Annotated in this window: 8 protein-coding genes and 2 pseudogenes; 3 read left to right on the top strand and 7 right to left on the bottom strand. The window is 39.8% G+C overall.

Annotated features, from left to right (window positions below):
• The first annotated feature begins 5 nt into the window (after nucleotides 1-5).
• The 3 genes and pseudogenes from hscA (at nucleotide 6) to L656_RS01000000121830 (ending at nucleotide 3,990) form a co-directional block, all read left to right on the top strand.
• Nucleotides 6-1,868, top strand: a complete 1,863-nt coding sequence (gene hscA / locus L656_RS0102195) for a Fe-S protein assembly chaperone HscA (RefSeq protein WP_024598031.1) — start codon at nucleotides 6-8, stop codon at nucleotides 1,866-1,868.
• A gap of 11 nt (nucleotides 1,869-1,879) precedes the next feature.
• Complete coding sequence (gene fdx, locus L656_RS0102190; RefSeq protein WP_002958430.1) at nucleotides 1,880-2,218, top strand: ISC system 2Fe-2S type ferredoxin; 339 nt, start codon at nucleotides 1,880-1,882, stop codon at nucleotides 2,216-2,218.
• A gap of 339 nt (nucleotides 2,219-2,557) precedes the next feature.
• A pseudogene (locus L656_RS01000000121830) lies at nucleotides 2,558-3,990 on the top strand (NAD-dependent succinate-semialdehyde dehydrogenase).
• 281 nt (nucleotides 3,991-4,271) lie between these two features.
• Here the strand turns inward: L656_RS01000000121830 and L656_RS0102180 are convergent.
• The 7 genes and pseudogenes from L656_RS0102180 to L656_RS1000000123385 form a co-directional block, all read right to left on the bottom strand.
• Nucleotides 4,272-5,933, bottom strand: coding sequence for an HD domain-containing phosphohydrolase (locus L656_RS0102180; RefSeq protein ID WP_024598030.1), 1,662 nt, complete (start codon nucleotides 5,931-5,933; stop codon nucleotides 4,272-4,274).
• Nucleotides 5,905-8,124 (bottom strand): CHASE2 domain-containing protein, encoded by a 2,220-nt coding sequence (locus L656_RS0102175; protein WP_076915753.1) that lies wholly within the window; start codon nucleotides 8,122-8,124, stop codon nucleotides 5,905-5,907. Before L656_RS0102175 ends, L656_RS0102180 begins: the two co-directional genes overlap by 29 nt.
• A 20-nt stretch (nucleotides 8,125-8,144) precedes the next feature.
• Entirely contained in the window at nucleotides 8,145-8,978 is an 834-nt protein-coding gene (locus L656_RS0102165) for an MBL fold metallo-hydrolase (RefSeq protein ID WP_024598028.1), read from the bottom strand.
• 9 nt (nucleotides 8,979-8,987) lie between these two features.
• Nucleotides 8,988-10,106, bottom strand: coding sequence for a delta-60 repeat domain-containing protein (locus tag L656_RS1000000123400; protein ID WP_024598027.1), 1,119 nt, complete (start codon nucleotides 10,104-10,106; stop codon nucleotides 8,988-8,990).
• Nucleotides 10,107-10,355: 249 nt separating this feature from the next.
• Nucleotides 10,356-10,556, bottom strand: a pseudogene (locus tag L656_RS1000000123395) (hypothetical protein); the annotation flags it as partial.
• Nucleotides 10,557-10,578: 22 nt separating this feature from the next.
• Entirely contained in the window at nucleotides 10,579-12,411 is a 1,833-nt protein-coding gene (locus L656_RS1000000123390; RefSeq protein WP_024598025.1) for an Ig-like domain-containing protein, read from the bottom strand.
• Nucleotides 12,371-12,676 (bottom strand): Ig-like domain-containing protein, encoded by a 306-nt coding sequence (locus L656_RS1000000123385; RefSeq protein WP_446727526.1) that lies wholly within the window; start codon nucleotides 12,674-12,676, stop codon nucleotides 12,371-12,373. Before L656_RS1000000123385 ends, L656_RS1000000123390 begins: the two co-directional genes overlap by 41 nt.
• Nucleotides 12,677-12,681 lie beyond the last annotated feature (5 nt).

The raw sequence follows: 12,681 nt of genomic DNA, 5'->3' as shown, positions 1-12,681 counted from the left end.
GCATTATGGCATTATTGCAAATTGCTGAGCCGGGGCAGAGCGCGGCACCACACGAACATAAACTAGCTATTGGTATTGACCTTGGTACAACCAATTCATTAGTTGCAACAGTACAAAGTGGCGAAGCCCGCACGTTAACTGATGAACTTGGCGCGGCTATGTTACCGTCGGTTGTTCGTTATCAAGCAGGCGGTATTACTGTTGGCGCAGAGGCTGCACAAGCAGCAACGCAAGATCCTGCTAATACACTTATTTCGGTTAAGCGTTTTTTAGGTAAAACTCAGGCTGAAATAGAGCAAAGTTATGGCCAATTACCGTATGAATTTTGTGAAGACAATGGTGCGCTAGCAATAGAAACTGCGGCTGGCAAAATCAGCCCAATTAAAGCATCAAGCCATATTTTAGCTGCATTAAGAGCACGTGCTGAGCAAAGCTTTGGTAATCAAGAAATTTTAGGGGCTGTAATTACAGTGCCTGCGTACTTTGATGACGCGCAGCGCCAAAGTACTAAAGATGCCGCAGAACTTGCTGGTATTAACGTACTACGTTTACTAAATGAGCCAACAGCAGCAGCGGTTGCTTATGGTTTAGATTCTGGCCAAGAAGGTATAATTGCCGTTTACGATTTAGGCGGTGGTACATTTGATATATCAGTACTTAGATTACACCAGGGTGTGTTTGAAGTAATGGCCACTGGTGGCGACTCAAGCCTCGGTGGTGATGACTTTGACTCATTACTAGTTGATTACTTTAAGCAGCAAACAGGTGTGTCAGCATTATCACCTTCAGTTTTACGTTTATTCATCAATAAAGCAAAAGCATGTAAAGAGGCACTAAGCCAATACGCCAAAGTAAATGTGGGTCTTGAGTTTGACGACCAAAAATACACCGTTGAAGTAACGCGCGAAACGTTTGACGAAATGGCTATGCCACTCGTTAAAAAAACGCTGCGTTCGTGTCGTCGTGCTGTAAAAGATGCTGGCATAGAAAACGACGAAGTACTGCAAGTTATTATGGTGGGCGGTTCAACCCGTATGCCACTGGTACGTAGCCAAGTACAAAGCTTTTTTGATAAAGAGCCACTGACTTCAATCGACCCAGATCGTGTAGTAGCACTAGGTGCTGCGCTTCAGGCTGATGTGTTAATTGGCAATAAGCCTGATTCTGACATGTTGTTACTTGATGTATTGCCGTTGTCGCTAGGCCTTGAAACGATGGGCGGTTTGGTTGAAAAAATCATTCCACGCAATACAACGATTCCGGTAGCACGCGCGCAAGAATTTACAACGTTCAAAGACGGCCAAACGGCAATGTCGTTGCATGTGCTGCAAGGTGAGCGTGAGCTTGTTGATGATTGTCGATCGCTTGCTAAGTTTAGCTTAAAAGGCATTCCACCAATGGCGGCAGGCGCTGCGCATATTCGTGTAACCTTTAAAGTTGATGCAGATGGCTTATTAAGTGTTTCAGCTATGGAAAAATCTACGGGCGTACAAGCTGAAATTCAAGTTAAGCCTTCGTTTGGTTTATCTGACGACCAAGTAGCTAACATGCTAAAAGAGTCAATGAGTAACGCGAAAGGTGATATGCAAGCGCGTATGCTCAAAGAGCAACAAGTAGAAGCACTGCGTGTAATAGAAGCGCTTAATGCATCACTTGCAGCTGATGGTGCATTGCTTGATGATATGCAACTAGCTAACTTACGCACTGAAATTGCAGAACTGGTAAAAGTGCGCGAAAATGCACAAGAGCCTGGCGAAATTAAAGCAGCTATCGAAAAAGTCGATAATGCGAGTAGCGACTTTGCATCGCGCAGAATGGATGCATCAATTAAAAAAGCCCTTACAGGGCAGTCAGTAGACAACATTTAAGAGAGATTAGAATGCCACAAATTGTTTTTCTTCCACATCCTGAATTATGTCCTGACGGCGCTGCAATCGAAGCACCTACAGGCCAAACAGTACTCGACGCTGCGCTTAAAAATGGTATTAGCATTGCGCATGCTTGCGAAAAGTCGTGTGCATGTACTACGTGTCATTTAGTGATTCGTGAAGGATTTGATTCACTTGAAGAAAGTGATGAGCTAGAAGATGACATGCTAGATAAAGCATGGGGCTTAGAGCCAGAGTCACGCCTTGGTTGCCAAGCAATTATAAGAGATGAAGACTTGGTGGTTGAAATACCTAAGTACAATCTCAATATCGTTAATGAAGAGCACTAGTTTTTAACGATGTATATATTAAAAGCCGCTGTTTGATACAGCGGCTTTTTTGTTTGTATGCGTTCATTTTTGTAAGTGAGGTTTTATATCTCGCTTTATTTTGCATTAAAGCTGCATTAAAACCAAATTACATGAGCGCGAAGTAAATTCGCACCTACAAGTTTGGTGTATGTATTGATGTAGGTGAGGTTTTATACCTCGCTATGTTGCATAAGCGCGAAATAAATTCGCACCTACAAGTTTGGCGTATGTGTTGATGTAGGTGAGGTTTTACACCTCGCTTGTTACTAAATTAACACGTACCTGTAATTTTTATACGTAGCCTTTAGGAGATCTATTTTGAATAATTTAACTTTCTCAGACTCATTTATTAACGGCGAATTTTATAAAACTGATACGCGCTTTAGCGTTAACGATCCCGCGACCGAAAAAAGTATTGTTGATGTAAGCGATATTGACGAGCAGGGTGTAAATAGCGCAATAACCGCAGCTCAAGGGGCTTTTGTTAAGTTAAAAACTACGAATGCAACCGAGCGAAGCGAAACGTTAATGCGCTGGTATGAGCTAGTTATAAAGCACAAACAAACACTCGCAGAGCTAATGACCAAAGAGCAAGGCAAGCCGCTCAAAGAATCGCTTGGCGAAATTAACTACGGTGCTGGTTTTATCAAATGGTTTGCAGAAGAAGCCAAGCGCAGTTACGGTGATGTAATTCCGCCAACAGATAACTCGCATCGTTTAACTAGTTTTAAGCAGCCTGTAGGTGTTGTGGCGGGNCGGGTATAACGCCTTGGAACTTCCCTGTTGCTATGGTTACTCGTAAAGTAGCTCCAGCTTACGCTGCGGGCTGTAGTTTTATACTTAAACCTTCTGAACACACGCCACTATGTGCTATTGCACTTGCTTATCTGGCCGATCAAGCTGGTTTTGTGAAAGGTGCATTTAACGTACTCGTATCACAAGATGCTAAAACAGTCGGTAAAATGCTGACTGATTCAGAAGTCGTGCGTAAGTTTACATTTACCGGCTCTACCGGTGTAGGTAAGCAGTTACTATCGCAATGCGCCGATACAATTAAACGTACATCAATGGAGCTCGGTGGTAATGCTCCTTTTATTATTTTTGATAATGCAGATTTAGATGAAGCAGTCGAAGGATTAATGGCGGCTAAATTTAGAAATAGTGGGCAGGCATGTGTTGCAGCAAACCGTATTTTTATACAGCGTAATATTCTCGACAAAGTACTTTCAAAAATCACCCCTAAGGTTGCAGCGTTAAAAGTGGCGAATGGTTTTGAAGACGATGTCGATATTGGTCCACTCATTTATCCTAAAGCCAAAGAGAAAGTACAGCAGTTAATACAAGACGCACTCGATAAAGGCGCTACGTTGATTGGCGATAATAGTGACTTAGGTGGCAGCTTTCAAAACCCATTAATAGTAAACAACGTAACTACCGAGATGGATATTTACCACGAAGAAGTATTTGGTCCAGTATTAACGGTTATTCCTTTTGATGAAGAAAGCGAAGTGCTTGCCTTGGCTAACGATGTACCATTTGGTCTAGCAGCTTATTTTTACAGCCAAAACATCAAGCAAGTCTACCGAGTTAGTGAAGGGCTTGAATTTGGTATGGTCGGCGTAAATGAAGGTGTTATATCCAACCCAGTTGCACCATTTGGTGGCGTTAAGCAATCAGGTTTAGGCCGCGAAGGCGGGCATCAAGGACTTGATGAATACCTAGAAGAAAAATACGTGTGTATAAAGATATAGCTGTTTTTTAGAAGCAAATTTAATTGCGTTTTGGTTTATTTCAGAAATATGGCAGAAAAATGAACTTTTTCTTTTACGGTTGCTACATAAAGCGCTTAATGCTACCTTTATGACCATATTTTTTGTTAATAAAACAACACTAAAAAACAAATAAAAAGTAAAAGGATTTCTATAAGTAGAAATAACCCCGTGTGTAAATGCCACCGTAAGGTGGCATTTTTTTGTTTGAATAGTTTTGTTTGCAATAAAGCTTTTTAGATGGAAATGCGCTTTTATAGCTATTAACTTATAGGTGTGTAGCCTGGTAAGTTATCAAAATCTATCTCATCTAACTGCTCAGGATTTGCATACTCATTGATATAATTTTTATAAACTTGTGACTCAATAAAAATAGCAAAAATGTCAGCATCAAGATGGTTTTTAGCAACCATTGACCCCAAAATAAATAAACATTCACTGACCGGTTTTGCTTTTTTGTAAGGCCTGTCTACCGCAGACAGCGCTTCAAAAATATCCGTAATAGCCATTAACCTTGCAGGCACCGACATTTGCTCTTTGGTTAAACCTCTAGGGTAACCAGTACCGTCAAGTTTTTCATGATGACCTAAAGCATATTCAGTAACATTGCTTAAGTGTTTAGGGAACGGCAGAGCATCTAAAATATTTTTAGTTACATCCATATGACGCTTCATTACTTCACGTTCGGCTTCGGTTAACGTGCCTCTTCGTATTGTTAAGTTTTCAACTTCATCAGCTGAGAGCAATGGTGTATTAATATCATTTATAACGAGTTGGTATTTGTTTGCAATGCGTTCAATGTGCTCAAGTTCTGCATCACCCAAAAACTCGCCTCCTACATTCACACGCTGTAATAATGCACGGTCTAATGCCAACTGTTTAAGTTCGGTATCAAGTAGTCGTTCAAATTGTTGAACTTCGATAGGTTTTTGCAGCTTCATCGCACAGATGATTTTTTGCTGATACGCTATTTTTAAATCTCGGCTAATTATTTCAAATTTAGCATCTACATATTTTATTCGATCAAAAATAGTTTCTAGTTTTGTCGACTTTTCCATAATGTGATCGGGAGTCGCGATTTTCCCACAGTCATGTAACCAGCCTGCTATATCAAGTTCATGGCGGTCAGCTTCACTCATCGAAAATGAAGCCAATGGGCCTTTATCTATATCATGGACTGCATCAGCTAACATTAATGTGAGCGCTGGTACTCTTTTACAATGGCCGCCGGTATGAGGTGATTTTTCATCTATTGCCATTGCAATTGTTTCAGCAAAGGTTGAAAAAAGATCTTCCATTCCCTTAATCAGTGTTGAGTTAGTTAATGAAATAGCGCCTAGAGAGGCAAAAGATCGAATTAAAGTGGCGAGTTCTTCACTAAAAGGAATATTTTTATTTTGCTCATCTTTAACATTTATAAGCTGAATGACACCAATAATATCATCTTCATGATCTTTCAAGGGAATTGTTAGCATGGACTCAGAGCGATAACCCGTGCGTGCATCCATTTTGCGAGCTGCGCTCATATCAAAGGGCAGGGCATCATACACGTCAGGAATATTAATCACTTCGCCAGAGTTCGCGGAGTGAGCAACAATAGCTGTTTCATTTGGTTTGCCATCAATAAAAAGATCTATATTAGGAAAATCAACAGGGCTCCCTAAAGTGCCACCTAAATAGAGATTCAATGATTTATTTATTACCGTTTCAAACTTGAGTTGTTTGTTTGGGGTAATAGAGTAAATGCTGCCAGCATCAGAATTTGCTATCGACATCACAACTTGCAGTATTTCATCAAGTAACTTAGACGAATTTTTTTCTGTTGTTAGCCTAATGCTAATATCGATAAAATGCTGAAGATTTGTTTTATCTATAATGTGCTGTCGCATATGTTTACTACTTTTTAGTATGTTTGAAGGCACCATTCCAATCCTTAGCGAGTGTTTGCAAATCAGTGCCCTTAATACGTTCGATAAAAATACTATAAACGTCAGAGCTAAATACGGTCGTGCTTTGTAGTTCTTTAAATAAGCTAAGTGCTTGTGGCCATTTTTTATTATAAAAAAGAGTTATGGCTTGCTGAGATTTTTCAACTTCATTTAACTGCTCTTCATCGAGCTTATCTATAAAGTTTATAGGCTCAAACAACTGTACCGCCGTTGTTTTTCCGACAACTTGCACTTTATCTATTAAACGAAATGAAATATGAGGGCATTCCTTCATAGTCTCTTCTGTAACAAGAATAGCTACGCCGTAAAATTTGGTCAAGCTTTCTACTCTAGCACCTAAATTAACAGTATCACCAAGAACTGTATAGGCTTTACGGTAAACCGATCCCATATCACCTACATTCATGTCGCCAGTACTTAAGCCTATACCAATTTTTATTGCAGGCTGGCTGCTTTCTGCAAATAACTGATTTATTTGCGTTAACCCGTTTATCATAGCCATTGCGGCTTCAACAGCATGGCGAGCGTGGTTTTCATCTTTTAGTGGGGCGTTCCAAAATGCCATCACCATATCGCCTACGTACTTATCAATAGTTCCGTTATGATCAAATATGATTTTGGTAATAGCTGTAAGATATTCGTTTAAGTAGTCGCTTAATTGATGAGGTGACATACTTTCGGATAAAGAAGTGAAGCTACGGATGTCGGCAAATAGCACCGTCATATTTTTTCGCTCACTTTTTTGAGATAAACTTTTACCTTGTAATATCATTTGGTCTATACGCTCAGGAGGTACATATTGGTCAAACATCGATTTTATTTTTCGGCTGTGCTTCATCTCAGCGATAGATCCAACAATGATGTAGTAACCCGCTAATATAATGATAAGTAAAAGAGGCATTAATAAAGGTAAACTAATTTTTTGTACTGACCATAAATAAACGTTTGAAAATATAACGACACTTGTGACTATAAGAGACAAAATAATAATAAAACGTGCGCTCTTACCGTGGCTAAAAAACGACAATACGCTACCAGTTAATGCAATGATGAGTAAGCTTGCTCCCAGTGACCAATTAGGTTTAGATGGAAGTAGTTCTGGGTGCATTAATCCTTCAAATATGTTGGCATGTACCTCAACACCAGGGTACTGCAAACCAACAGGCGTTGATCTTAAATCAGCGAGCCCAATTGCCGATGTGCCAATAAACGCTACAGTGCCTTCTAATTCCTCTGAGCCAATTCGCTGGGTCAAAATATCGGTAGCCGAATAATAAGGAAAGCTATGCGCACGGCCTTTGTAAGGAATTAATACTTGCCCATACTCATCAGTTTGAATCCACTTATCTTGAAACTTTATACCTTCGAATAAGGTTATATCATTTAATATATTGGAACGGGTTTCTATGTTTTCAGCAAGGGTATACAGCCGAGCAACTTCAAGTGCTAAAGAAGGGTAGAGTGTATCGCCAACTCGATTTACAAGAGCTGCTTTACGTATAAAACCATCTTCATCGCTATGTGCATTAATAAAACCGGTACCCGTTGTCGCATTTTGCAGCTTAGGAATATTTACAATAGCACCAGGGAAGTGGTTTATTTGTGAATTAGTATGATCCGCATTTGCCCATACAACACTGCTTTTAGCTGGCAAGTTTTGATTTGTGAGTTGTTCATCAATTAATAAAAAACCAAGAACAGTATCATTTTTAGATAGTGCGCTTGCTAGTTTTGAGTCTGCATCGACTTGTTTAGTAATTTCAGCAAAGGGAATAGTGTACTTTTTTGATAAATCGGGTATTTCGGACATGATTTTTGTAACAGGGTTTTCTTCCGGCTCAGAAAAAAATATATCGAATGCAATAACAATAACACCTGCATCAGTAAGCTTTGTAACAAGGTCAGCTACTTTTGAGCGACTCCAAGGAAAGCGCCCTTGTTCTTGCATGCTCTTTTCGTCGATATCAATTATTACTACAGATTCATCAATGCGCCTAGGCGCCTCTGAAAGTGTTAGTAAAAGCCGAGAGTCGTATATTATACCTTCTACGCGGTTAACTAACTTTGCGAGCGACCCAGTTGAAAATAGCTCTATTGATGCGATTAATAATGTAATAACAGCGCCAATGAAAAAGTGCTTTGAAGTAATTGGTTTTAAGGAACTAATGAGTAACGCTCCTTGATAGGCTAAAAATCAAAAACTCGTCCTTCTCGACCACATTCAATCGTTACTTGTTTTCCGTAATTTATTTGTAGGTATTTTTCTATAGCTGATAACTGCTCATCGGTTCTTGATGGGTCGTGGCTAATAATAACCACATTTTTAATACTCGCTTTTATAGCCAGCTCAGCAACCTGATCTATAGTGCTATGCCCCCAACCATGTTTAAGAGGCAAGTCTGCATCTATAAATTGAGCATCATGAATCAGTAAATCAGCGCCTTCAATAAAGTTGACCCATTCGCTAATGCTTGTTTTTGCTTTTTCTGGCGGGTTTAGCTCATTGTCGGTAACGTAAGCCACCTTTTTTTCATCCGCTTTAATACAATAAGCAGTACCACCACCTGGGTGATTTAGTTGAGCAGTCGAAACCAAAAAACCATTAAGTGTAAACTGCTTTTGAGGCGATAAATCAGTATTAAGCGTAATGTTGGCAGGTAAATCTTGATAACACACCGGAAAGTACGAACCACTCATTTGCTTTAATATGGCATCTTGGCTTTTTTTATCATCAACGTTACCCACAGCAATAGTTATATCGCGATTGGGTTGGTATATAGGTTTAAAAAAAGGAAACCCTTGAATATGATCCCAATGATTATGTGTTAGCAAAATATTGATAGGGCTTTGTGTTTCTAATAAACGTGTACCGAGTTCTACAATACCGGTACCAGAGTCTAAAATAAGATCTTTGCCATTATTTTGTTCAATGTACACACATGAGGTATTTCCCCCAAAAATGTGGGTATTACTTCCAGCTGAAGCCATTGAGCCTCTAACACCAAAAAATTCAACTTTCATAATTTTAGGCTAAGCTCCATCTTCTTCAAAATTGAATTTAGAAATACTAACATTGTTAGAGTTAGTATCATTACAGGTGCTGCTTAGGACAACTTGAGTATCATTTTGCAAGATAATTGAAGTAAATACATGTGTGCTGGCACATTGGCTTGCTTCATAAAATCCGGCACCACTGGCTCCAAACGTATTATCTAAAGTACCGTTAGTTAAAATACGCGCTAACATTCCTTTATCGTTAGCCTTGCCTGCTAAAATAAGTTGATTGCTGCTATTGAGCGCCGCACCGCTTAGCTCAGTGTCACCACTTGATGCCAAGGTATATTCACCGACACCATTTAAAGCAAAGCTAGTATCAAGCGCACCCGTAACAAGCAACCTAATAACATTGGCTTTATTTGGCGAATCAATAAGGTTTGCTATTAAATATAACTTCCCGGTTGTGTCAGTTAAAATCTGCGCTATTTTATTGTCGGTATCTGTGGTTTCTTCACCTACATATTTAAAGACCTCAGTACCGTTTGAGCTTAGCTTCAATGCAATTAGCTTTGAAGTGCCACTTAATACTGATTTACCACCAATGAAAATATCTGCATTGTCGGTATGTACGCGGTTATAGTACTCAAAGGCAGAGCCTATGATACTTCCGCCAGTGCCAAAGTTAGGCTCGAGGGTGCCTTCTGGCGTTAACATTATAACGATTGGGCTAGGAGTACCGCTTGTTACGATTGATCCAACAGAAATAATGTTACCGCTATTATCAAGTGCAATATCTGTCAGGTTTACCAATTCTGCGCCACTTACAGAGCTTGTGTATACCCCGTCTGTTGCAAATGATGTGTCTAAATTACCAGACTGATCAACTTTAGCTACAAAACCCGCTTCACCATTTTCACTATTTTTAGAGCCTGCAATAACTAATTTACCGTCGCTTTGCTCGGTTAAAGCGATGCGTGAGTTACTCAAACCTATGGCAATTTCTTTATGGCCACTTTCGCTAAAGCCAGTATCGATATCACCCGCACTCGTAAAGCGTGTTAATACTAACTTAGTCGTTGAGCCCGATTTAGCAGTTGATGCAAGAATATATTTCCCAGCATCAGGGCCATTGCTAAGCTGTAAAACGTGCATTGATTCATCGTTAGTTGCATCTACTGAATTAGTAAAGGTAAAGTAACCATTGGTTTCAAAGTTACTAAATAATGTGGCTTGGTCGTCAATTGCTGCAATAAACGGTTTTGTATTTGAATCATCGTTAACACCAGCTACCCAAATAGTGTCATTAGAGTCGATAGCTAAAGTATTGGCAAATTGCTTACCACTTATACCATCAATTATATTAATGCCGGAGGTGCCATAGGCACCATCTAAAGTACCTTCATCATTAATCCGTGCTGAAAATAATTTTTCTGAGGCTGATACGCCTGTAGTCCCCGAAAAACTAATACCATTGTTAATAGGTTCGTGTTTAATACCGGAAATTTTAGCGCCGCCATTACCATTTCCGCCATTACCATCAACATCGTAAATTGCTATACCAGCACTGCCAAAAGTGGTAATTAGTTCCCCATCTTCATTAATAGCTAATACTACGGCTTCTTTTTCACCGCTGGTTCTTGTTACATACCCACCGGCAAAGGCAGTANCCTACCGCAAAAAGTTCGTCGTCTGTATCATTATCAGATATATCAATTGTTAGTGCAGCGCCACCATTAAAGTTATTGTCATTATCGCCATCAGATTTTAAATAACGAAGTAGAGAGTCTTTTGTTCCCTCTGCATTGGTAACACTCCCTACAACTAAGTAATCAGACTTATCAAAGTTCTTAACGGCAAAGCCTTCATCATCTCGATTAGCGCCGCTAACATCTACAATAGCTGGAGTAGAGTTCTCAAAATCTAAATCTGATTTTTTGTAATGTATCCATAGGCTATCGTTTTGAGTGCCGTCAAAGTGTTTGCCCACAGCCAGTAATTTATCGCCATCAATTTCAAGGTCATTAATAACGGTAGTACTATTAAGCGTTGTACACTGAATATCTGCGCCACTATCACCGTCGTCATCATCATCATCGTCATCATCCGAACCAGTGTTTAATGTTCCAGCAAGATCCATTTTAAGTATACAAGCTTCATTATGGGTGCCATCAAAACTAGAATAGGCAATGAAAAGATCTGTACCGTCAGAAATAATAGCGGTGGCTTCTTCGTCTTGATCTAAATCGAGTATTTTAGTGCCGGTGTTATTAAAGGCAGTATTCATATCACCATTGTTTGAGTAAGAGACAATAAGAAGGTCTTTATCAGCATTGTTGGTAAAACCAACAAAATAAAGGTTGCCATTAAGCTCTATACTGTCTTTAAATTCGCCACCAGAAAAAATGTCTGAAAGATCAAGCTCTCCTGTAATTGGGCGGCCAAATGCCACATCTTCAGTTGGTATAAAAAGCTCAACTTCATCAGTAATATTAACGGTTATGTTAACGTTTGAACTTTCATTAGGGGTGCCATCATCAGTTATAGTGATATTTAAGATATATTGATTAGTTGTTTCAAAATCAAATGGGCTTTCACCTGCGGTTGATAAAACACCAGAGCTACTATTAATTTCAAATAAAGCAGTGTCACCGCCAGTTAAACTATAAGTTAAAGTCTGGTTCTCAATATCTGACGCGCTAACAGTTCCTATAATGTCACCATCTGTAGCATTTTCATTAATACTAAAAATTTGAACTGACGCTACGGGGGCATCGTTAACGGCTGTTACGGTAATGGCTACTGTGGCTGTATTGGTTCCACCATTATTATCACTAACAGTATAAGTTACTGTGGCAAGTCCATTGATATTGGTTGCAGGTGTATATTGAATTTTATCGCCAATTATCGAGACCGAGCCAATATCAGCTGAGGCTGAAGCAATCACCAAGCTATCGCCATCAGAGTCAGTATCATTTGCTAATACGTTTATCAGTATTGGTGCAGCATCTTCAGCCATGGTCGCGGTATCGTTATTGGCAACAGGCGCATCGTTTACTGCAGTTATCGTAATAGTGAGTGTAGCAGTGTTCGTTCCACCATTATTATCACTAACAGTATAGGTTATAGTGGCGAGTCCATTTTCATTCGGTGCAGGGGTGTATTGAATTTGATTGCCAACTACTGAGACTGAGCCAATATCGGCTGATGCTGCACTGATCGCCAGGCTGTCGCCATCTACATCTGAGTCATTTTCTAATACGTTTATCAGTATTGGCGCTGCATTTTCAGCCATGGTCGCGGTATCGTTATTGGCAATAGGTGCATCGTTCACTGCAGTTATAGTAATAGCGACCGTAGCGGTATTCGTTCCACCATTATTATCACTAACAGTATAAGTAACTGTTGCTAAGCCGTTGCTATCGGCTGNCTGCCGGTGTGTACTGAATTTGATAGCCAACTACTGAAACCGAACCAATATCAGCTGAGGCTGCACTTATCGTTAGGCTATCGCCGTCTTCATCTGAGTCATTTGCTAATACGTTTATTAATATTGGCGCTGCATCTTCAGCCATGGTTGCGGTATCATTATTAGCAACAGGTGCGTCGTTCACTGCAGTTATCGTAATAGTAACCGTAGCGGTATTCGTTCCACCATTATTATCACTAACAGTATATGTAACTGTTGCTAAGCCATTGCTGTCGGCTGCCGGTGTATATTGAATTTGAT

This window comes from Pseudoalteromonas sp. TAE56, from assembly GCF_000497955.1.
Classification (GTDB): Bacteria; Pseudomonadota; Gammaproteobacteria; order Enterobacterales; family Alteromonadaceae; genus Pseudoalteromonas.
The sequence above is the reverse complement of the archived record's forward strand: the minus strand, read 5'-3'. Positions and strand labels throughout refer to the sequence as shown.

What these genes read in the sequence shown, in the direction of transcription:
- hscA (WP_024598031.1), top strand. Translation starts at nt 6, where the DNA reads ATGGCATTATTGCAAATTGCTGAGCCGGGGCAGAGCGCGGCACCACAC.
- fdx (WP_002958430.1), top strand. Translation starts at nt 1,880, where the DNA reads ATGCCACAAATTGTTTTTCTTCCACATCCTGAATTATGTCCTGACGGC.
- L656_RS0102180 (WP_024598030.1), bottom strand. Translation starts at nt 5,933, where the DNA reads ATGGTGCCTTCAAACATACTAAAAAGTAGTAAACATATGCGACAGCAC.
- L656_RS0102165 (WP_024598028.1), bottom strand. Translation starts at nt 8,978, where the DNA reads ATGAAAGTTGAATTTTTTGGTGTTAGAGGCTCAATGGCTTCAGCTGGA.
- L656_RS1000000123400 (WP_024598027.1), bottom strand. Translation starts at nt 10,106, where the DNA reads ATGCACGTTTTACAGCTTAGCAATGGCCCTGATGCTGGGAAATATATT.